Origin of the sequence: Nonomuraea sediminis (assembly GCF_018531495.1) — a bacterium.
GTDB classification, from domain to species: domain Bacteria; phylum Actinomycetota; class Actinomycetes; order Streptosporangiales; family Streptosporangiaceae; genus Nonomuraea; species Nonomuraea sediminis.
Map to the genome: position 1 here is coordinate 1,036,005 of NZ_JAHDTI010000001.1, position 19,847 is coordinate 1,055,851.

19 protein-coding genes and 1 tRNA gene are annotated in these 19,847 nt (G+C 68.6%); 10 read left to right on the forward strand and 10 right to left on the reverse strand.

Going from position 1 to position 19,847, the window contains the following annotated elements:
• Positions 1-105 precede the first annotated feature (105 nt).
• Both KIK09_RS04845 and KIK09_RS04850 read left to right on the forward strand, forming a co-directional pair.
• Complete coding sequence (locus KIK09_RS04845; protein ID WP_214317387.1) at positions 106-867, forward strand: SigB/SigF/SigG family RNA polymerase sigma factor; 762 nt, start codon at positions 106-108, stop codon at positions 865-867.
• Positions 864-1,271 (forward strand): ATP-binding protein, encoded by a 408-nt coding sequence (locus KIK09_RS04850; protein ID WP_308163921.1) that lies wholly within the window; start codon positions 864-866, stop codon positions 1,269-1,271. Before KIK09_RS04845 ends, KIK09_RS04850 begins: the two co-directional genes overlap by 4 nt.
• A gap of 37 nt (positions 1,272-1,308) precedes the next feature.
• Here the strand turns inward: KIK09_RS04850 and KIK09_RS04855 are convergent, their stop codons facing one another.
• The 5 genes from KIK09_RS04855 to KIK09_RS04875 all read right to left on the reverse strand — a co-directional run bounded on the left by KIK09_RS04855 (position 1,309) and on the right by KIK09_RS04875 (position 4,168).
• Positions 1,309-1,746, reverse strand: a complete 438-nt coding sequence (locus KIK09_RS04855) for a hypothetical protein (protein WP_214317388.1) — start codon at positions 1,744-1,746, stop codon at positions 1,309-1,311.
• A gap of 605 nt (positions 1,747-2,351) precedes the next feature.
• Complete coding sequence (locus KIK09_RS04860; RefSeq protein ID WP_214317389.1) at positions 2,352-2,543, reverse strand: hypothetical protein; 192 nt, start codon at positions 2,541-2,543, stop codon at positions 2,352-2,354.
• 6 nt (positions 2,544-2,549) lie between these two features.
• On the reverse strand, positions 2,550-3,131 hold the full coding sequence (locus KIK09_RS04865; RefSeq protein ID WP_214317390.1) for a hypothetical protein: 582 nt from the start codon (positions 3,129-3,131) through the stop codon (positions 2,550-2,552).
• A gap of 7 nt (positions 3,132-3,138) precedes the next feature.
• Positions 3,139-3,684, reverse strand: coding sequence for a hypothetical protein (locus KIK09_RS04870; protein WP_214317391.1), 546 nt, complete (start codon positions 3,682-3,684; stop codon positions 3,139-3,141).
• A 58-nt stretch (positions 3,685-3,742) separates the two neighbouring features.
• Positions 3,743-4,168 (reverse strand): helix-turn-helix domain-containing protein, encoded by a 426-nt coding sequence (locus KIK09_RS04875; protein WP_214317392.1) that lies wholly within the window; start codon positions 4,166-4,168, stop codon positions 3,743-3,745.
• 94 nt (positions 4,169-4,262) lie between these two features.
• On the opposite strand from KIK09_RS04875, the gene KIK09_RS04880 reads away from it, so the two are divergent.
• The 3 genes from KIK09_RS04880 (at position 4,263) to KIK09_RS04885 (ending at position 5,679) form a co-directional block, all read left to right on the forward strand.
• Positions 4,263-4,339: transfer RNA gene (locus tag KIK09_RS04880), tRNA-Pro, on the forward strand.
• Positions 4,340-4,597: 258 nt separating this feature from the next.
• Positions 4,598-4,723 (forward strand): hypothetical protein, encoded by a 126-nt coding sequence (locus KIK09_RS58960; protein WP_275955993.1) that lies wholly within the window; start codon positions 4,598-4,600, stop codon positions 4,721-4,723.
• Positions 4,717-5,679 carry a helix-turn-helix domain-containing protein gene (locus KIK09_RS04885; RefSeq protein ID WP_214317393.1) on the forward strand — a complete coding sequence of 321 codons (963 nt, stop codon included), beginning with the start codon at positions 4,717-4,719 and terminating at the stop codon, positions 5,677-5,679. Before KIK09_RS58960 ends, KIK09_RS04885 begins: the two co-directional genes overlap by 7 nt.
• A gap of 3 nt (positions 5,680-5,682) precedes the next feature.
• Here the strand turns inward: KIK09_RS04885 and KIK09_RS04890 are convergent, their stop codons facing one another.
• The 3 genes from KIK09_RS04890 to KIK09_RS04900 all read right to left on the reverse strand — a co-directional run bounded on the left by KIK09_RS04890 (position 5,683) and on the right by KIK09_RS04900 (position 11,245).
• Positions 5,683-9,192 carry a S8 family peptidase gene (locus tag KIK09_RS04890; protein WP_214317394.1) on the reverse strand — a complete coding sequence of 1,170 codons (3,510 nt, stop codon included), beginning with the start codon at positions 9,190-9,192 and terminating at the stop codon, positions 5,683-5,685.
• A 100-nt stretch (positions 9,193-9,292) separates the two neighbouring features.
• Positions 9,293-9,952, reverse strand: a complete 660-nt coding sequence (locus tag KIK09_RS04895; RefSeq protein ID WP_214317395.1) for a DUF3159 domain-containing protein — start codon at positions 9,950-9,952, stop codon at positions 9,293-9,295.
• Positions 9,953-10,003: 51 nt separating this feature from the next.
• A complete protein-coding gene (locus KIK09_RS04900; protein WP_214317396.1) occupies positions 10,004-11,245 on the reverse strand; it encodes an alkyl sulfatase dimerization domain-containing protein in 1,242 nt (413 codons plus the stop codon).
• Between the two features lie 121 nt (positions 11,246-11,366).
• Here KIK09_RS04900 and KIK09_RS04905 point away from each other — a divergent pair, with 121 nt between their 5' ends.
• The 5 genes from KIK09_RS04905 to KIK09_RS04925 all read left to right on the forward strand — a co-directional run bounded on the left by KIK09_RS04905 (position 11,367) and on the right by KIK09_RS04925 (position 16,373).
• On the forward strand, positions 11,367-12,533 hold the full coding sequence (locus KIK09_RS04905; protein WP_214317397.1) for a PucR family transcriptional regulator: 1,167 nt from the start codon (positions 11,367-11,369) through the stop codon (positions 12,531-12,533).
• A gap of 82 nt (positions 12,534-12,615) precedes the next feature.
• Complete coding sequence (locus KIK09_RS04910) at positions 12,616-13,401, forward strand: alpha/beta fold hydrolase (RefSeq protein ID WP_214317398.1); 786 nt, start codon at positions 12,616-12,618, stop codon at positions 13,399-13,401.
• A gap of 129 nt (positions 13,402-13,530) precedes the next feature.
• Positions 13,531-14,085 carry a WD40 repeat domain-containing protein gene (locus tag KIK09_RS04915; RefSeq protein WP_214317399.1) on the forward strand — a complete coding sequence of 185 codons (555 nt, stop codon included), beginning with the start codon at positions 13,531-13,533 and terminating at the stop codon, positions 14,083-14,085.
• A gap of 244 nt (positions 14,086-14,329) precedes the next feature.
• The gene (locus tag KIK09_RS04920; protein WP_214317400.1) at positions 14,330-15,814 is read left to right on the forward strand and encodes a serine hydrolase domain-containing protein; all 1,485 of its coding nucleotides are present in this window, start codon (positions 14,330-14,332) and stop codon (positions 15,812-15,814) included.
• Between the two features lie 148 nt (positions 15,815-15,962).
• The gene (locus tag KIK09_RS04925) at positions 15,963-16,373 is read left to right on the forward strand and encodes a DUF6234 family protein (protein ID WP_214317401.1); all 411 of its coding nucleotides are present in this window, start codon (positions 15,963-15,965) and stop codon (positions 16,371-16,373) included.
• 51 nt (positions 16,374-16,424) lie between these two features.
• Here KIK09_RS04925 and KIK09_RS04930 read toward each other — a convergent pair whose 3' ends face one another.
• Positions 16,425-16,967: an SMI1/KNR4 family protein gene (locus KIK09_RS04930; protein ID WP_308163922.1), complete on the reverse strand. Its 543-nt coding sequence runs from the start codon at positions 16,965-16,967 to the stop codon at positions 16,425-16,427.
• Between the two features lie 95 nt (positions 16,968-17,062).
• Positions 17,063-19,765: a bifunctional YncE family protein/alkaline phosphatase family protein gene (locus tag KIK09_RS04935; RefSeq protein ID WP_214317402.1), complete on the reverse strand. Its 2,703-nt coding sequence runs from the start codon at positions 19,763-19,765 to the stop codon at positions 17,063-17,065.
• Positions 19,766-19,847: the final 82 nt, after the last annotated feature.

Genomic DNA, 19,847 nt, shown 5'->3' on the forward strand with positions numbered 1-19,847 from the left:
AGTCCAGCAGAGGGCTTCCGGCTCTGAACCTGAGCAAGGTGTGCCTCTGCCTGGGCTTTTGTCGTTTAAGGCGGAGGTCACCTGCCCATCCATAAGGGAGCAGCGATGACTGTCCTAGTCGAGGAGATGACCGCCGAAGACCTGCTCGCCGAGATCAACGCCGAGCACACGTCGGAAGACCAGATGGAACGGCTGCGCGAGCGCATCGTCGAGCTGCACAGGCCGCTCGCCGTCGAGATCGCCCGGCGCTACCGCTACCGCGGCGAACCCATGGAGGACCTCCTCCAGGCCGCCTACGTGGGCCTGATGAAGGCGGTCAACGGCTTCGACGCCTCACTCGGTCATGCCTTCCGCGGCTACGCCGTGGTCACCATGACCGGCGAGGTCAAGCGGCACTTCCGTGACCGGACCTGGGCCATCAGGGTCCCCAGGCTCTTCCAGGAACGCCGTTCCGAGCTCAACCGGCTCGTCGGCGACCTGAGCCAGGACCTGGGCCGCTCGCCCACCGTGGCCGAACTGGCCGCGCGGATGAACATCAGCGAGGAGGACGTCCTGCTCACGCTCGACGCCTCCGCCGCCTACAGCACGCTCTCGCTGGACGCGCCGCTCGGCTCCACCGACGACGCCACGTCACTGGGCGATGTCATCCCCGAGGACGACGACACGCTGACCACCATGGTCGACAGCGAGTCGGTCAAGCCGCTCATCGACGCGCTCCCGCAGCGTGAGAAGCGCATCCTGCTGTTGCGGTTCTTCGGGAACCTGACGCAGGCCGAGATCGCCGCCGAGTTCGGCATCTCTCAGATGCACGTCTCCCGGATCCTGCGCAAGGTGCTCGACCACCTGCGCGGCGAACTGGTCGGGTGAGTGGGCACGAGGCCTTCACGGCGGGCCGCGCCGGCCCGCCGTTCGGCATGCCCATCACCTTCCGGCTGCCGGACCTGCCGCTGGTGCGGCACCTCGCCCAGGACTACGCGCGACGGCTCGGGCTGGACGAGGAGACCGTGGGCGACCTGGTCATCGCCGTCAACGAGGTGGCCACGAACGCCGTCACCCACGGCTCCCAGGCCGGGCGGCTGCGCACCTGGCTGGACGGCACCGACCTGGTCATCGAGATCCACGACGACGGGACGTGGAAGCCAGGCCCCAAACCGGGGGCCGTCGGCGGGATGGGACTGTGGGTGGCCAGGCGGCTGTCCGCGCACCTGACGGTCCGGGCCGGCGCCGCGGGCAGCACCGTGGTGATGCGCTTCCCCGCCAGGACGCACTGAGCCCGGACCCTTCCGGTTGCTTACTGGTCGGCGACACTCAGCAGGTGTCGAAGTAGCGCTGCTTGACGATGCTCTCTCTAACGCGGTTGCGGCCGCTCTCGGCTGAGCTCGAGTCGGCGGATGTGCCGGTTACCGTGAAATAGACCGGGGATATCTGGTTTGGGCTGTAGTTGGTCTGTGCCGGGGTGTAGGAAACCTCGACCATGGTGGTCCAGTCGCCGCTTCTGCCCAGAACGGCGTTGGGCGTGGTGTAGATGGCGACAAAACTGTTGTTCTCCAGCGCCCTCTTGGCGAACGAGCGGGCATCCTTGGGGCACATGTTCTTGGCGAAGTAGCCCGCGTGCCAGGCCAGCGTGGCGCTGTTCGTGGTCGTCGAGGTGGTAGCGGTGGCGATATTGGTCGCGGCACTTGCCGAGACGACCGCAGTGATCGCCGCGAAAACCAGCGTCAGGTGGGACCTTTGGCGGATGTTCATCGGTTGCTCCGTCCCTTCGGCCAGCGTGATCTGACAGCCTTATTTGATTTGATGAGCCAAGGATGAATACGTCCGATCCGGTAGGCGTGAGAGGCGTATCGCTACGCAATCAATTACGCTCATGGCCGCCTGAGGCGGTCAATGACGAAAGAGTAAAACGGCAACCAATGCTGAGCAAGTCTGCGGCTCGGCAATTATTGAGCCTGGAATTGTTTACCCGTTGCCCGGCTGCAAGCTTTTGGCTATCAATTCTGTTGGACATCCTTTGTGGTCGAGCCGTTCAGGGTGATGCAAAATCGCTTGCATAGCATCGTCGCTACCGTTCGAATGGCTCAAGCCTTTGACAGTGCTTCAAAGAGATCGTTCATATTGACTTTTGCCTCACGCGGATTGTCCAGCATCTCAATCGGGATATCACCGTCGACCTCTGCACGGACCCGCCACACGGCGAATCAGCAGGCGTCTGCCGTGAAACGTCAGCCGGGCGTTGGCGTGACACACCAAGACCTCCGAGCGTTGGTGAAGCGGCAAGCTCCACTACGCCCGGAGGTCTTCATGATCAACGCACTATCGCCAGGCTTCATCAAGATCTTGGCCAGGTACGGCTAGCGCCTGGCCCTGCTCCGCCAGCCGGAGCCGCGGAAGCTGGCCGTACCGATGCCCGCCTGGTGTAGCGCGAGCAGCGTCAGTCCGAGCAGCACCAGCGTCATGCCGCTGATGCCGCCGGGGATGCGGACGTTGACCAGGTCGAGCAGGAAGCCAAGACCGAAGATGATCGCCGCGACCACTGCGAGCATGGCAGCTCACCTCGTCCCTGACAGCGTCATGAGGCGCTCCAGGACGCCACGGTAGTCCTGCAGGGCCTGTCGCATCTGCTCGGTGTCGCCGTCCCGCCAGCTCTCGCGCAGCCTGCTGGTGCGGGCGTGCAGCGAGCTGGTCAGCGACTCCACGACCTCCTCGACCAGGCCGTCGGCCTGCTGGACGGCTTCGGTCGGGTTGTCGACGAAGGCCGACTGCACGTCCCGCCAGCGCTGCTGCAGCACCTCGGGGTCCTGCTCGATCAGCTGCGCCTCACCCGTCATCCCCTCGTGCTCTCCCATGTACGGCATGCCCGTCGTGTCCCGGTCGGCTTCCGCGTACGGCATGTCCGGGTCGGCTTCGGCGTACGGGTCGGCGTCGTCCTCAGGTTTTGCCTGCGGTGTGCCGAGCGGCTCCGGGTCCGGGTCCATCCGGGGTCTGGCCTCGGGGCCGGAGTGCATGCCTGATTCGGGCTCGTGGTCCGGGTCCCTCCGGGGCCGCGCCTCCGGACCGTTGTCCAGGACGTCGCCCGGCTGGTCGTAGTCGTCCGTCCGCTGGGGCGGGACCTCGTACTCTTCCCTGCGCATATGTTCGTCACCGTCCTTGGGTGGTCTCTTGGAGCAGCTCGTCGAACAGCACGCGGTAGTGCACCATCGCCTGGCGGAGATCCTCGGTGGAGGCCTCCTTCCTGGCGGCGTGCCCGCTGATCTCGTGAGCCTTCCTGTAGTGGTCGAGCGTCTCCGCGTGCCCGACCGACAGGTCGGACAGTTTCTGCTCGAAGTTCTCCGTCGGGTATCCGCGCTCGGACATGACGGCCGTGACCAGCTGGTCGGCCTCGGTCACCGCGAACCCGGGCGCGTCGACGAAGCGCTCCTGCACCTCGCTCCAGCGCTGCGCGTAGCCGTCGCGTGACTCCTCGGCCAGCGGACGGATGTCCAGCTCGGAGTGGCGTTGCTCGCGGGCGAGGAGCTCCTGCTCCGCCTCCCGCCTGTTGTCGTGCTCGGCGATCAGCCGGTCGTATTCGGGGCCGAAACGTGAGCGCAGCTGGTCGCGCCGCCGCTGCCTGATGACGAGGGCCGCCACCAGCGCCACGGCGACCAGCGCGATCACGACGACGGCCACCCAGATCAGGGTGGTCATATCGGTTCGCCTCCCGGTCGTTTCCCTGAACCGGGCGACTGCCCTCAGAAAGCCGGAACTAACGCTCTTCGAGCCCTCGTTCGGCCGCGTCCAGCACGGCTGCGATGTGAGAGCCCGATGGTGCCGCCGGGACCTCGACGAATCCCCCGGCCGGGTCGTAGTCGACGTCCAGCCCCGCCTCGACCAGCCGCCGCGCCCACCGCAGCGCCGTGTTCAACCGCTCGGCCGCCGGCGCCTTCCCCTGCGCCGCGGCGGACAGGTTCCGCAGGTTCGTGGCGGGCCCCGACTGGGAGTGCGCCCGCGTCAGCTTCCACGGCAGGGCGGCGCTGTGGTCCAGCATCGGCTTGGCCAGCCCCGCGGCACGCTTGGCCTGCAGCACACCCGACTCGCTCACGCCGAAATGCGCGGCCAGCTCCTGCACGCTCATGCCCCTGGCCACCAGCCGGACCAGCTCGTCCCGATCGATGGTCGCCCTGCGCCCCACCGCCACCTCCGCTCGCTCCCGCCGTTGTACGCGGGTGGTTCCGATGTGCGCTAAGGTTATGACGTCCCGCCCCGCAGGGGGCGCCGGACACGACCGGGACGTAGCGCAGCTTGGTAGCGCACTTGACTGGGGGTCAAGGGGTCGCAGGTTCAAATCCTGTCGTCCCGACCAGGTTTTCACTGGTCGAGCAGGGTGTCGCCCATCAGGGTGGCACCCTTTCGCATTGCTGAGTGACCAACTGGGTGACCATCACTTGAAGATCTTGCCCATCGCCGCAGCTCCGTCGACGATCTGCTTGCGTTAGACGGTCTCACGCGAGGATTCAGGCCGCGCCGGCCTCGTGAAGCTCCCTGAGGACGGTGGGTTACGGCCGTGCGAGGCCAAGCTCGCGGTGGCGAGGTGCCAGCACATCCCGCTTAACATGCATGGATGAGGTTTTCGCCAGGCGCACTGTTCGAAGTCGAGGCCACCGTGTCCGCCTGGCGGCAAGGCGACGCCCGGCTGACGCTGACCATGCGGGAGATCCTCGACGGAATCTCCCGACCGACGTGCTGAGCGCGGCAGGGCTGAGCGTCGAGGAGGAGGCCGCCTACCGGCTTCTGGTCAGGACCGCCGGGGTCGAGCCCGCCGAGCTGGCAGAAGAGCTCGGCGTCGAGAGCGAGGCGGCGCGACGGGCGCTCGGTTCCCTGCTCGCCAAAGGCCTGGCACGCGCCATACCGGGAGAGCCCGACAGGTTCACCGCCGTCGCACCCGACGTCGCGCTCGCGGCCCTGCTGCACAGGCGGCAGGAGGAGGTGGACCGGGCCAGGCAGGCCGTGGAGCAGCTCACAGGGGAATACCTGGCCCATTCGCGGCGCCGCGAGGCCGCCCAGCTGATCGAGGTGATCACCAGCAGGACGGCGCTGCGCGAGCAGTTGCGCCTGCTGCAGGACAACGCCCGCCACGAGGTCGTCAGCCTCTGCCGGGCTGGGCACGTGGCGATGACCTCGCAGGAGAACACCGAGGAACTGGCCGCGCTGCGACGTGGGGTGGGCTACCGCGTCCTGTACGAACGCGCCCTGCTCGAGGAGCCTGGCATGCTGATCAACCTCGCCGACGGGATCAAGCTGGGCGAGCAGGCGCGTGCCCTGCCCGCCCTGCCCGTGCGGATGATCATCGCGGACGGCGAGCTGGGCGTGCTCCCGCTGATCCAGCACACCGGTGGGCTGACCCAGCTCACCGCGGCGCTGATCAGGCCCAGCAGCCTGCTGGACGCGCTCAAGGCTCTGTTCGAGAGCCTCTGGGAGCGGGCCACCCCCGTCAGTCTCACCACGCCAGGCAGCCCGCTCGACTCCGACCACCTCTACCTGCTGTCGCTGCTGGTGGCGGGTGTGCCTGACAAGTCGATCGCCACGCAACTGAAGGTGTCGCACAGGACCGTCCAGCGCCGGATCACCCACCTGATGGAGCAGGCGGGCGCCCAGACCAGGATGCAGCTGGCCTGGCACGCCGCCCGCGAGAACTGGCTGTGACGGTCAGTACGCCCTGATCACCGTCTGCGTGACCTGGTTGCCGCCGGAGTCGGTGGCGGTGACGCGAAGTGACGGATGCGGGCGGAGGACGACCGCGTTGTAGCGGCCGTGGCCGAGCGGGAGAACCGCCTGCCTGTGCCAGGTCGCGCCGTCGTCATAGGACAGCTCCAGCCGCAGGTCCTTGGCGGTCAACCCGCTCACGCCCTGCTGGTGCCGTACGGCCAGGCCGAGCAGGCCGGGCCGCACGTCGTAGTCGACCTGCAGCAGCGGCAGCACCTGCTGGCCCTGCTTCGACCTGAACGTCCAGGCTGTCTCTGTCGCGATCGCCCGCGTCCATTCCTCGGAGGTCCGCTTGGTGGACAGTTCGAGGCGGTATTCGGCCTCCTGCGGCACGGCGGGGAAGGCGCCCCAGGCGGCGTCGCGTTCCTCGACGAGCTTGCCGTCCCTCAGGAACCTGGCCGAGGTGCTGTCGTTGTCGACCCCTGCGCGGGAGACGTGGCCGGAGGCGTCGACGAACTCGGGGACGCGGATCTCCAGGGTGTCGCCCTTGCGGATCGAGGGGGCCAGCCAGTCGGGGATGGCGGGCCGTACAACGGGCGCGTGCCAGCTCTCGCTGACCTGCTGACCGGGCTGGTAGGTGCGGGGCGGCTCGGTCAGCCCGTCCCGCAACTGGTTCATGTCGTCCCAGATGAACTGGTGGTTGACGATGTGCTGCCAGAAGGAGCCGTCCGCGCTGACGTACTCGGCCCGTCGCAACGGCGTCTTCACGATCCGCTGCGTCTCCATCTGGTTGCCCAGGGAGTAGGCCTGCCAGGGCCGCCAGCCGAACCGCTGCTCCTTGGCCCACTCGAAACCGCCCGTGTCCTGATATTTCGTATCCACGCGTGCGGTGTTGCGGTTGCTCACCTCGTGCACGATCTTGTCCGGGATGTGCCCGCTGGAGACCTGCATGACGTCATAGAGGTACGGCGAGGCCATCGTCCCGCTGATGTCCAGCAGGGCGTGCCCCTTCCTGACCTGTTCGAGCAGCCGTTGCCCGTGATCGTTGGTGATCAGCATGACCGGGATGGGCAGCGACACGTTCTTCGGGTTCCATCCACGCGCGAGCGCGTCGTCGGGACTCATCACGATGATCGCGGCGACCGCTCCCGCCTTCACCGCCGCCTCAGCGGCGTCTTCCCAGGTAACCGACGGGTCGCTCATCACGGCGACCTTGCCCCGAGCGCCGTCCGCCCCCTCTGCGAGCTGCCACAGGTGACGGCCCTCCAGGCCGGGCGAGCCGCCCAGAAAGCCCATCGGGTACGAGGTGGCCGCCACCCGCGCGGAGATCTTCGGCGCGACCAGTTGCCAGCGGGAGGCGAACTCGAACGTGCCCTCGCTGACCGGCTGGGTCGGCGAGACGTTGAGCCCCTCGACGACGTCGAAGTCCATGACGCCCTGGGAGATCTTGCGCGAGCCGAAGGCGCGGTAGGTGAAGTAGGTGAAGATGCCCACCTGCTCCGCCGGCTCGCTCACCTTGACGGTGACGGGGCTGGTCTTGCGGTAGTCGAGGACCACTTCCAGGTCGCGGTCGACCTTGAGCTCAGGAATGACGACGAGCCCGTCGCGCGGGTGCATGCGGCCCCACCCCCCGCTCGCGAGGTTGATCGCCTGTGTCATGTACGTGCCCTCGGAGACCTCGACGGTCAGACCCTGCTCGGGCACCCAGGTGAAGACGTCGTCCTGCTGCGAGGCGCCGAACATCGACAGGGTGTCGGTGCCGGTGGGCTTGCCGGCCGCGTCCACGGCGGTGAAGTGGACGCTGTGCTGGGGCCCCTTCCAGGTGAGTGCGAGGGTGGTGTGCACGCTCTCGGACCCCGCGGTCGCGGTGACAAGCCCGCCGTACCTGCCGAAGGGCAGCTTGGCCAGGTCCACGCGGACCTGGACGTCAGCGGTGCCACCGGCCGCGACGGTGACGCTCTGCGCGCTGAGCACGGCGCTGTCGAGGGTGCTGGAGAGCGCAAGCGTGACCGGCGCCGCCGTGCCGTTGGTGTAAGTGATCGTGCCCTCGGCTGTGCCTGTGCCCTCACCCTTCTGGTGCTTGCCGAGGTTGACCACGCCCGTGGCCGTCACGCCCTGCCGTACTGCCCGCGCCACATCGAGCCTGCCCGCGCCCGCGTCGTCGACCTGCTGGCCGGCGATCAGCTTGGCCGAGTCCACCAGGGCGTCCTTGATCTGCCCCGCCTTCCACTCCGGATGGCGTTGCTTGAGGATCGCGGCGGCCCCCGCCACGTGCGGGGTGGCCATGGAGGTGCCCGACGCGGCCGTGTAGTTCTCGTCGACGGGCTGGCCCATGCTGGTGCCCTTCGCCCTGGCCGCGACGATGCCCACGCCCGGCGCCGTGAGGTCCGGCTTGGGCGCGTCGTCCAGACGCGGACCCCTGCTGGAGAAGGCCGCGAGGGCGTCGTTGCGGTCCACGGCGCCGACGGTAAGCGCGGAGGTCGCCGCTCCCGGGCTGCCCACGGAGTAGGACGTGCCGTTGTTGCCCGCCGCGACCACGAAGAGCGCACCGGTCCGCTCGGTGAGATTGTCGACGGCAAGGCTGAGCGGGTCTGTGCCGTCGGTGACGTCACCGCCGAGGCTCATGTTGATCACCGACGCGCCCTCGGCGGCGGCCCACTCCATGCCCTCGATGACGCCGGACATGGTGCCGGACCCGTCGTCGCCGAGCACCTTGCCGATGATCAGCTCGGCGCCCGGGGCAACGCCCTTCTTACCGTCCCCGCCCGCGATGGTGGCGGCCACGTGGGTGCCGTGCCCGTAGGCGTCGTTCACGTCCGGGTCGCCGGTGAACACCTTGGTCTCCTTGACCCGGCCCACGAGATCCTGGTGGGTCGCGTCGACTCCGGTGTCGAGTACGGCGACCTTGACGCCCTTGCCGTCGTAGCCGGCCTGCCATGCCTCAGGCGCGCCCACCTGCGGCACGCTGTGATCGAGCGAGGCCTTGACCTTGGCGTCGAGCCAGATCTTCGACACGCCCTGGGCCAGGCTCACCCGCTCCGCGTCCAGGGACTTCCACAGCTGGCCGATCGTGCGCTTGTCCGCCGAGACGGCGCGCCCGTTGATGCTCTCCAGCGGAGTGGTGGTCCTGGTGGACATGCCGTCGTAGACGAACAGCAGTGGCAGCTTGTCCGTCGTCGCGTCGTCGTAGCCCTGCTCGATCAGGTCGGTGACGGAGAACAGGCTCGGGTCCAGCCGCTTGGCCGCCAGGTAGGGCACCATGTCGGTCGGAACGACCCGCAGCTCGCCGTTCTCCTCGGTGGTCTGGAAGCCCATCCGGTCACGGCCGGGCCCTGGCTTCACCTCTACCGTGTGCCTGCCCTGCTCCGCCTCCCTGACGGTCACCACGTCGCCGGTGATCAAGGTGACGCGGTGGACATCAGAAGCGGCGGGCTGCGCCGCCGCCGGTAACGGGGAACTCAGCAGGGCGGCGGCGGATACTCCCACCGCCGCCACATGTGCGGACCAGTGCATGGGGGGTGAACCTCTCGTATCAACAACTAGTGATCACGAGAGTGGGCGATGGCGGACCTTGCTCGCCAGCACTCAGACCTGCCGTTTATCTGCCATGTCGCTAATGCGACAGCGTGGTCGTCATTCCGCCCCTCCCCCCGAGAGTGAGGTGATAGGGGCAGAGTTCGCCGTGGCAGGGGCGATTCGTGAGGCGCCGGTAGATCAGCCAGAGTACGATCGCCGCCAGAAGGTGGGCGGGCACCTCGACCAGGAGTTTGAACACGCCCATGGCCACCGCCTGGCCCTCGTGGTACAGCCGCAACTGGTTCGTGAGCAGTGATGCTTCCAAGGCGAACCAGATCGAGTTGACGATCGTGAAAGCCCGCAGGCGGACCGGGCACCGTCGCCAGGCGAGGCCCCGGCCGGTGATCAGCCCGGCCACCAGCCCGGCCGGGGGGAGCCTGAGCAGCATCAGGATCGGCGTCGCCACGGCGATCACGGTGCGGGCGACGATCAGCGGCAGGAAGTAGTCGGCCGCTTCCCCGGACAGCGTGGCCAGGGCTCCCGCGAGGGCGGCGAGGGAGAAGCCGCCGAGTGCCGGCCAGATACTGCGGGCCTGCCTGAGCCGGTAGAGGGCGACCAGCGCCGCCAGGAAGAGGGCGATGCACAGCGAGAGCAGCAGCTTGCCGGTCGTCGCGTACGACACGGTGAAACCCAGCGCCGGTGCCGCCGTCTCCGCCGTGTGGAGCCCTGCCTTGCGCAGCATGTCGGGGTGGTTCATCGGATTCCCATCCAGGTCCGGCCTCCTTCGAAACTCGCCATCGCGGTCGAGTCACTCCGAACGCTTGCGTGATTCGTTGGCGGCCCAGGTGAACACGCCCTTGGCCATCAAAGAGGCCTCGGACCGCGCACGCGCCGCGAACACCTCGGCCCGGATCCGGTGCAGGCCGGCGTCATCGGGGGCGGCCTGGACGGCCATCTCGGCCAGGTGCCCGGCGAGCCGCCGGTCTCCCGCCTCGAGCGCGCGCAGTGCCGCCTCGCCCACCTTCCCCGCGCCGCCGGCCAGTTCGGCCACCGCGCCGGCCAGCACGGCGTCCGGGGCAGGCTTGAGGTTGGCCGGGTTGCCGTCATACCAGCCGCCGTACAGCCGCCAGATGTTGCGCACGATGAACTCGGGCTCGTCGTAGTGCGGTCGCAGGTACGGCCGGCCGGCCAGGTGGGCCGGCGGCTTGACCTCCTGGACGACGGCGTCGAGCCTGGCCCCCTCGTTGAGCATGGCGAGCGTCTGCTCGATCAGGCTCTCCAGCCATTCGGCCGTCTCGATCAGCGCCTGCTCGATCCGGTCGGCGCCGAAGACGGGCGCGCCATGGCTGGGAAGCATGATCTCGGCGTTCAGCGCCGCCATCCTGCGCAGCGCGATCGCCCACTCGCGCGGGTAACGCTGCACCTTCTGCGGATTGCCGCAATTGGGGGTGAGCCAGATGAACAGGTCGCCGGGCAGCAGCACCCGCTGCTCAGGCACGAATCCGATGCTGGCGTCGTCGGTCTCGCCCTTGCCGTGGAAGAGCTCGAAGGGTCCGGCGGTCAGCGTGGAGCGGTATTCCACGTCCGGGTAACGGAACTCCGACGGCCAGCTGAGCTCATCCAGCTGGAACTGCCTGCGGTTGATCACCGCGTTGTAGCCGCGAGTCATCAGATAGCGGTCGAACCGCGCGGCCACGGCCTCGTGAGCGGCCACCACCGGCCGGGGGCGTCCGGCCGCGTCGGCCTCGGCGTCGAACGGGCCCACACCGGAGACGTGGTCGATGTGCCCGTGGGAGTAGACCACGGTCGTCACCGGATCGGCCGTCCACTTCCGTACATCCTGGTGAAGTCTCACCGTGTCGAAGTGGTTGCCCGTGTCGAACAGGGCCGCCTCGCCCTCGCCCCTGACGACGATCGTGTGGCCGAACCCGGTGCGGAAGCCCACGCCGTCCGCCACCTCGATGACGCCGCTCCCGGGCAATCCGACCTGCACGATGCTGTCGGTGACCGCCCCGGACCATACCTGGTCGGCGTATTTCACGATGTCCATCGGACGGCTCCTTCGTCGAGATCCGCGGGTGAGCCCACTGTGGCCGGCCAGATCAGGTGCACACAATCACCTCTGATCCCACCGCCGGCCCTCGCGGATTGTGAGATGTCACAATCACGAGATGGACGACGACCCGGCGCTCAGCGCCGCCAGGATCGCGGCCCGCTGCGAACCCGGAGTGAACCGGCTGACCCGGCAGATCGTCGCGGAGCAGGCGACCGCCATCCCCGGCCTCGCGATCCTGCCTGCGAGGCTGCGGGATGTGGAGATGGCGGCCAGCATCCGGCATGGGCTCCGCCTGTTCCTGCGCTTCGCCCAGGGCGGCGCCGCTGCCGATCGCGACCTGCGGCTGTTCCGCGAGCGGGCGGCGCAGCGGATGACCGAGGGCGTGCCGCTCGCCACCTTGCTCAGCGCCTACCTGCTGGCCTACCGGTCGATGTGGCGCACGCTGTGCGCGGCGGCGCTGCCCGGCGAGGAGTACGGCCTGCGCCTGCTCGGCGAGCTGATGTTCCAGACGCTCGAGCGGGTCACGAACGCGGTCAGCGAGGCCTATCTCGGCCAGGCCGCACTGGCTGAACGCGGCGAGGCGCTGCGGGCGGTGGCCAGGACCCTGCTGAGCGGTCAGTCCGCCGACGACGTGGCGGCCAGGCACGGGGTGCCCCTCGAACCCGGATATCGCGTGCTGCATCTGGCGATCGGCCCGGACGGGCTCTCTCCCGTGGAGGTACGGCGCCGCCTGCACACCGCCCAGGCGGAGCTCGACCGCCACGCCGGAGAACCGGTCATGACCTGGTTCGGCCCGGAGGGCGGCCACGCCCTGCTGCCCCTGCGGCTACCCCCTCCCAACGACCGGCTGCCCCGCCATCTCGCTGAGGCCGATGTCTGCGTCCACATCGGCCTGAGTGTCGCCGAGCGGCGCGAAGACGTCGCGGCCGCGGCCGGGCAGGCCACCAGGATCGCCGAGGTCGCCAGGGCGGCCGGCCGTCCCGAGGGCCTCTACGAGCTGAGCGACGTCCTGCTGGACTATCATCTGAGCGCGCCGGGCGCGAGCGGCGCGGAGCTGGCCGGGCTCCTGGACGTGCTCGACCCGTCGTTGCTGGAGACGTTGGAGGCCTACTTCGCCGCCGACTTCGATCGCCGCGCCACCGCGCGGGCGCTGAACGTGCACCCCAACACCGTCGACAACCGGCTGGCCAGGGCGAGTGCCCTGCTCGGCGCCGACCTGCGCGCCTCCCACGGCATTCTCCTGGTCGGCACCGCACTCACCACCCGCCGCCTCGCCGGCTGACTCGTCAGGTGGCGAGCACGCTTGGGGAGGCCGTCCCTTTATTGAGTGGGCACGTGCAGCGTCGTCCTGCGAGTATCGGCGGATGCTCACACTCGCTGATGATCTTGGACATCTTTCCTACGTCGTCGCCGGCGACGGACCGCCCGTCGTACTCGTGCACGCAGGCGTCGCCGACCACCGTATGTGGGACGCGGTCGTGCCCGACCTGGCAGAACGGCACACCGTCATTCGGTATGACCTGCGCGGCTTCGGGCAATCCGCACCACCGACCGGCCCGTTCAGCGAGACTGACGATCTACGCCGTCTGCTGGACCACCTCGGCTACGAACGTGTCCGGCTCGTGGGCTCGTCCTGGGGCGGCCGCGTGGCCGTGGACTTCAGCCTCACCCACCCGGGCCGGGTGCACTCTCTTGCGCTGCTCGCCCCGCCATGGCCGGGATACCACTGGTCCGCGGAAATGGTCGCGTACGACGAGGCGGAAACGGCGGCCCTGGCCTCGGGCGACGTGGACGCCGCCGTCCGCATCAACCTGGACATGTGGCTGCGCGGGCCGGCTCGAAGGTGGGAGGACGTCGCCGCTGGGCTGGCCGACCGACTCCGCGGCCCGATGCGAACGTCGCTGGTGAACCAGGGCATCGTCGCGGAGTATTCCCAGGGCGCCGCGGCGGGCGACATCGCCGCCATCTCCGTCCCCACACTGGTCGGAATCGGCAAGCTCGACGTCGCCGACTTCCAGGACATCGGACGGCGCTACGCCTCCGAGATCCCCGATGCCACCCTGGTCGAGTTCGCCACCGCTGCTCACCTCATCGCAATGGACGCGCCCGCCGAACTCACCGCGCTACTCGGCCCGTTTCTCGCCCGCTAGTGCTGTGACCTGAGCCGCTTCGGCAACGGGCCGCCCTCCCGGTCAGTCGGATCGAACGTCACCGCCCACCCGACGCCCTCGTGGCTCCCTGCCGAGCCCGGGGGCGTCCGCGTCCTCCCCACGAACGAGGTGACCCGCCGCAAGCCCAGGACCACGCGCGGCGGGAAGCCGGTGGCGGTCATCGCCGACATCGACGGGGTGATCGTCCACGACCTCGCCACGGGCAGGAAAGTCGACCAGGCCCCGATCCGGGTCTACGCCAGGGCCCGCATGTCGGCGGACGGTCCGGTCGTGGCCGCCATCTCGCGGGAAGGCGAGGCCATGCTCTGGGATCTGTCCGGGAAGGGCGGACTCAGGACACTGGAGGAGAGCGAGTACGTCGACGCTGTCGCCGTCGGCCGCGGCCTGGCGGCCACCGCTTCGGGCGATCGGATCCAGCTGTCGGACCCGGCCACCGGTGAGCGGTACGGCAAGCCGATCACGAGCCCGACCGAGGTGGACGCCATGGCCATCGGCCAGGTCGGCGACAGGACCATCCTGTTCACCAGGGGCCGCTACCAGCCCGAGTACGGCTACGTCCGCCTGTGGGACGTGGCCACCGGCAAGCCGTACGGCAAGGCGCTGGCCCTCAGGACCACCGCGATGGCGCTCGCGCGGGTGAAGTCCACGGCGTCTCGGTGGTGACCGCGAAGGGCCGGCCGATCGTCGTCTCCGCCGGCGCGGACGGCAGCGTGCGCTCCTGGGACCTGTCCTGACCACCCGCACTCGCCCGGACCCGCTGTTCAGCTGAGGATGGCCACCTGACGAAAGTCAGGGTGCGAGCTAGACGATAGTGCGCTGTGCCGTACCTGTGTGGACTTCTACCGTTTGGCTCCCGGTAAGCGGAGACCTCGGAAGGAACCCACTGAAGATGCGGAAGGTTGCGGCGATGGCCAGCCTGGCTGGTGTGCTGCTGGCGACGGGGATGACGGCGGCGCAGGCTTCGGCGGCGACGCCGCGGACCAGGGACCTGAGTCCGAGCGTGATCGACGGCTACCTGCGTGACTATGTCGAACGGACCCATCTGCCCGGCGCCATGATCGCCGTCACCAAGGGCGACCAAGTCGTTCATGTCGCGGGTTATGGCCACACGGCCGGCGGTGAGACGATCACGAAGGGCACTCCGATGCCGCTCGCCTCGCTCTCCAAGTCGTTCACGGCCGTCGCGGTGCTTCGTCTCGCCGATCAGCGCAAGATCAGCTTGGATGCTCCCGTACGGACCTATCTCCCCGAATTCACCATGGCCGACCCGCGCGCCGCGAAGATCACCGTGCGCCAGTTGCTCCAGCAGACCTCGGGGATGAGCGACCAGAGCTTCCCGGAGTTGACGCTCCCCGCACCGGACACGCTCAAGGACGCCGTCGGGATGCTGCGAACCGCCCGGCTGTCCACCGAGCCCGGCACCAGGATGGCCTACCACAACCCCAACTACGCCGTCGCGGCGCGACTCGTCGAGGTGGTGGCAGGAGTGCCGTTCGCCGACTACATGGCCGCCGCCGTGTTCCGGCCGCTCGGCATGACGCACACCACGACCGTGAACACCACCGGGGATCTCCCCGGCCAGGGTGCGGGTTACATCCGAGCCTACGGCCAGGTCATCGAGCGCCCCCATCCGAAATGGTTCCTCAATGGCTCCTTCGGAGTTGTCAGCACCGCCGAGGATCTGGCCAAATGGCTGATCGCACAGAACGGCGCCGGCCGTACCCTGCCCGAAAAGATCTTGAAGACCGCCCAGACCCCGTCCGGCGTGGCCGGCAGCGGGTACGGCATGGGCTGGTACGCGGGGAAGACCGAGGGCGGGGCGCCCCAGCTTCAGCACACCGGCTGGCTGCTCACCCACAACTCCGCGCAGACACTCCTGCCCGAGAGCAAGTACGGCATCGCCGTCGTCACCAACACAGGGATGATCTCCGGCGACGACGCGCTCCTCATCACCAACGGCCTGATCGACATCGTTGAGGGCCGCCCCGACGCGGGAGCGGCGCCCTTCACCATGACCGCGGACCTCTGGCTGGCCGGCCTGACCGTGCTCAACCTCGGACTCGGTGTCCTGGGGGTCTGCCGTGCCCGCCGTTGGGCCCGCCGACGCGAGGGCCGCGCTGCCTGGCGGGTGATCGTGAGGCTGATTCCGTACGCGGTGCCGATCGTGTTCTTTTTCGGCCTCGCGGACCTGAGCGAGCTCGTGATGCACAGGGTGGGCACGCTGGAGCTGATCACCTACGTGTGGCTCGCGCTGTATGTCTGGGCTGCCACAGGCGCGCTCGCCGCTGCCGTCGTCGTGGTCTCTCGTTTCATCCACGTCGTTCGAGGCCTCTCGTGGACGCACCGGCGGGTCACATCCGGACCGGGGGAAACGATCACGTCCCGCGCGTGAAGGGTGCTTTCGCCCTTGAGCTCCTCAGGGTCGCCGACGCCTGCTCGCCATGACCGCGACCTGCCAGACCGGTCCGATGTCATGCCGTGTCCGTGTTGATGCACAACGCTGCTGGTCACCGCAGTGCGCGGAGCACACACTTTCGATCATGGGGACGGTTGTCGGGGACAGACGACGGGCATGGGGGGATGGCATCCTCGTCATCCTGACCTTCGCGTGGCCTCTCGCATCGGTGTGGTTGATCCAGGCGCTCATCGCCCAAGGGCTCGGAGCAGCCCTCGGCGGACCGGTCGACGAGCGGCAGACCGCGGCCTACGTAAGGACACTTGCGATCGTCGTGGTGGCGGGGCCGGCGCTGGCGACCCTCACGGCCATCATCATCCGCCGCCGCGTGGCCGTATGGATCTATGGACTGATCGCCACGTGCTCGATCCTTGCGGTCCTGACTCTCGTCAGCATGGACGCCTACTACGCCAACCGGCACCGACCGCCCGAGCCGCTCCCGTCCGGCTACTGCGCCGCCTACAGCGGCGGCACCAACCACTGCCCCGGAGGGTGATCGACGACAGGACAGGGGCCCTCCGACTCGTACCGGTCGCCGAGATCCCGCTCAGCGGCACATCGCGTCGATGAGATCCGAGAAATGCGGGAACTCTGCTCGTGCGGCAGCCACGATCTGGGTGGGGGAACGGCGGCGGCCGGGTGCGTGTCGCTCGGCGATGGCGGTGAAGGCCTCGTTCGGCTCTACGGAGGAGTCGGGGTCGTCGAAGGCCTCGGCAGGGCCCAGACCGGCGGCGAACAGCCAGAGGAGGTCACCGAGATCGCGGGCGATCACACCACGCTCACCCTCGGACCCGATGTAGACGACGGGCTGGTCAGTGATCGCCGCATCGGGCCGTACCAGCCAGAACCCGGTGTAGTCACCCGCCCCGGTCGTGCCGAAGAAGCGGAACTCGCTGCCGTCGACCTCTTGGTTGCCGGTCCACAGGCGGAACCACCATGCCGTCCTGCCGGGCTCCTCGAACTGCGCGTAGGGCTCGAAGTCGCAGCCGCGGGCTTCGTCGGCGTCCTCGTCCCATTCCCACTCGAAGCCGACCTCAGCCACCTCCGCCAGGGCAGCGGGCAATGCGAGATCCTCAGACGTGTTCGCCACCCCCGAAAGATTAGACGATCACTGGAGACGTGGTGCCAACGCGTCGGCCGGGATTCGACCGACCTCCGCGGGATGGCGGAGGTCGGTCTTGGCGGTCAGCCGTCGCGCTCGGACGACGGCAGGAAGCCGCCGGGCACCTCGACCGGGGTGAGGATCCTGACCTCACCCGGGTAGGGGGTGTCCCAGTTGTGCGCCTGGTACCAGGTGAAGTGGTCCATGAGCGCGGGGCTGGCGTAGTCGGGGATCGCGTTCTTCCCGGTGAAGCGCTGGTCCTTCTGCCAGGCGGTCCACTTGTCGATGGCGTCCTGCTTGTCGGAGGACACCGTCGAGGCCGTGGTGGTCGCCGAGGCCGTGGCGTTCCCGCCCGGGTTGTCGTTGCCACAGGCCGGCGGGGTGGCCAGGCCGTCGGTGAGCGGCACCTGGTTGGGCACCACGGAGTACGGGGTGAAGTCGGGCTTGTGGGTGAAGGCCCGGCTCATCGGAGTGGCGGCGCTGTCCTTCTGGTTCATCGGCTGGATCCCGAGGATCTGCTCGATGGTGCGGATCATGGTGATCTGCGTGTAGTAGTGGCTGTCCACCTTGCCGTGCTGGGCCCAGGGGCTGATGATCTGCACGGGCCCGCGCGCGCCGTCGACGTGGTCGACGCCGTTCTGCGTGTCGTCCTCGATCACGAAGATCGCGGAGTCCTTCCAGTACGGGCTGTGCGAGATGGTGTCGACGATCTTGCCGACGGCCAGGTCGTTGTCGGCGACACCTGCCACCGAGTTCGGCGGCCCGCCGGTGTGGTCGCTGGAGAGCCAGAACATGTTGAGGTTGGCGGGGCCGTTGGCCTGGAAGTCGCGCTTCCAGATCTCGTACCGGTAGATGTCGGGGATGTTCAGGTCGTACTTCGGATACGCGTGCACCGTGATCGCGTTGAGCGACGGGATCGGCGACTGGGTGTCGGTCTTCATGGCGGTGTCCTGGCCGGTGGTCGCCATGTTCTTGGCGTCGCAGTAGAACTGCTGCCACGTCGCGCCGGGAGGAACGGTCTCGAACATGGTGAACTCGCCGAAGTTGCGGGCAGTCTTGCCCGCGGCCTGGGCGCCGGTCCACAGGAAGCCGGTCCGCTGGTGACCCAGCGCGTCGTCCTCTGTGTCGTAGCTGCGCTGGTACAACCCGGCGCTGGACTCGGTGTACTCCGGGTTGTCGGCCTGCATCAGCCAGTTGTGGCCCTCGGCGGAGTTGGTGCCGATGTCGTAGGTGTTGTCGTAGAGGCCGAACTGGCGGGCCAGGGCGTGCTGGTTCGGCGTGACCTTCTGGCCGAACTGCGCCAGCGACGGGTCGCCGTTGCCGCGCGGGTCGTCGCCGAACACCTGGTCGTAGGTGCGGTTCTCCTTGACCAGCAGGAAGACGTGCTTGATGGTCGAGGGGTCGCCCAGGCGCTTGGGGACGGGTACGGCGTGCTGCTTGTTTCCCTCGGCCTGCTTGACGTCGTGCCTGCCCCAGCCGTTCTGGGTGAAGACCGTGGCCGTGGACCTGGCGATCACCTGGTCGGCCGGCAGCTTGAAGCGGAGCAGCGAGCCGGTGGAGTCGTGGGTGTTGTGGCCGGTGGCCGGGGTGGTGCCCGGTCCCTTGTCGATGGTGCGGGTCGGGCCGCGCTCGCCGATGCCGCGGAGGTTGGTGACGATCACGTCGTCGCCGACGGTGGTCACCTCCTCCGGGTAGTAGTCCGTCGGGAGCAGGCCGATGTAGCTGACCGGCTCCTGCGGGCTGGTGTAGCGGTAGACGGCGACCGCGTTGGCCCGGCCGAGCGTGACCAGCAGGTGACCGTCCTTGGTCAGGGTCACGCCGTTGGGGGCGTAGCCGACCTTGGACTGCGGCCACGGCTGGGTGGCGATCGTCTGGACGACCTTGTCACTGGCGGTGTCGATGACCGAGACCTGGTCGTCGAAGGTGTTGGTGACGAACAGGGCACCGCCGGCGGCGTGCAGCGCGGTCGGGTGGAGGCCCACGTCGATGGAGGCGACCGCGGCGGCCGGGTCGGCGACGTTGATCACGCTCACGGTGCCGGTGGTCGTCGCTCCGGTGACCGGGTTGGCCGGCACCTGCGTGCCGTAGGAGTTCATGGTCGTCTCGCCGGGGTTGGCCGGCCGGCCGCCCTCGTTGCTGACGTACAGCTTGTCGCCGACCAGTGCCAGGCCGCGCGGCGCGGTGCCCACCGTCCAGCTCCGCTGGATCGCGCCGCTCGCCGCGTCCATGGCCACGACGCGGTTCTGGCCGTTGACGGCGGCGTACACGGTCTTACCGTCAGCAGAGAAGATCGCCTGGGCGGGCAGCGCCCGCTTGGCGCCCTGCGCGGCGATGGTGATGAACGTCGGCGCGCCGAGGGTCCCGTCGGCGTTGACCGGGAAGCGGTTGAAGCCGTTGATCTGCGGCAGCCACAGGGTCTTGCCGTCCGGGGAGTAGGCGGGGCCCTCCTGGCCGACGTTGTCGTTGGAGATGCGCACTCCGGCGGTGGCAGCGGTGCCCGCCTGCTGCAGCACCTTGTAGCTCTGCAGGTCGACGATGGTCAGCGCGATCGAGCGGTCGTTGGTGAGCGCCGCGAGGAAGCGGCCGTCCGGGCTGATGGTCGAGGCGAGCAGCTTGCCGTTCTCCACGAGCAGCCGGCTGCCGATCGACGCGATGGTCTGGTCGCTGGCGAGTTGCAGGCCGTTCTTGTACGTGGATCCGACCTGCTGGGAGTCGAACACCTCGGTGGAGGCGTAGGCGATGCCGCCGCCGGTGACGGCGAGGGCCACGGTGCCCGCGACCGCCATGCGGACTCGGCGGCCGGAGCGCCACGCTAATAAACGTCGGGAGTTCTTGGTGATGCGATTGCGCGTGACGTGCACGGATCAT

Coding starts and splice junctions, on each gene's coding strand:
- KIK09_RS04935 (WP_214317402.1), bottom strand. CDS start 19,765: ATGGCGGTCGCGGGCACCGTGGCCCTCGCCGTCACCGGCGGCGGCATC.
- KIK09_RS04845 (WP_214317387.1), top strand. CDS start 106: ATGACTGTCCTAGTCGAGGAGATGACCGCCGAAGACCTGCTCGCCGAG.
- KIK09_RS04870 (WP_214317391.1), bottom strand. CDS start 3,684: ATGACCACCCTGATCTGGGTGGCCGTCGTCGTGATCGCGCTGGTCGCC.
- KIK09_RS04900 (WP_214317396.1), bottom strand. CDS start 11,245: ATGGACATCGTGAAATACGCCGACCAGGTATGGTCCGGGGCGGTCACC.
- KIK09_RS58960 (WP_275955993.1), top strand. CDS start 4,598: ATGAGGTTTTCGCCAGGCGCACTGTTCGAAGTCGAGGCCACCGTGTCC.
- KIK09_RS04865 (WP_214317390.1), bottom strand. CDS start 3,131: ATGCGCAGGGAAGAGTACGAGGTCCCGCCCCAGCGGACGGACGACTAC.
- KIK09_RS04925 (WP_214317401.1), top strand. CDS start 15,963: ATGGGGACGGTTGTCGGGGACAGACGACGGGCATGGGGGGATGGCATC.
- KIK09_RS04855 (WP_214317388.1), bottom strand. CDS start 1,746: ATGAACATCCGCCAAAGGTCCCACCTGACGCTGGTTTTCGCGGCGATC.
- KIK09_RS04890 (WP_214317394.1), bottom strand. CDS start 9,192: ATGCACTGGTCCGCACATGTGGCGGCGGTGGGAGTATCCGCCGCCGCC.
- KIK09_RS04920 (WP_214317400.1), top strand. CDS start 14,330: ATGGCCAGCCTGGCTGGTGTGCTGCTGGCGACGGGGATGACGGCGGCG.
- KIK09_RS04860 (WP_214317389.1), bottom strand. CDS start 2,543: ATGCTCGCAGTGGTCGCGGCGATCATCTTCGGTCTTGGCTTCCTGCTC.
- KIK09_RS04895 (WP_214317395.1), bottom strand. CDS start 9,952: ATGAACCACCCCGACATGCTGCGCAAGGCAGGGCTCCACACGGCGGAG.
- KIK09_RS04910 (WP_214317398.1), top strand. CDS start 12,616: ATGCTCACACTCGCTGATGATCTTGGACATCTTTCCTACGTCGTCGCC.
- KIK09_RS04905 (WP_214317397.1), top strand. CDS start 11,367: ATGGACGACGACCCGGCGCTCAGCGCCGCCAGGATCGCGGCCCGCTGC.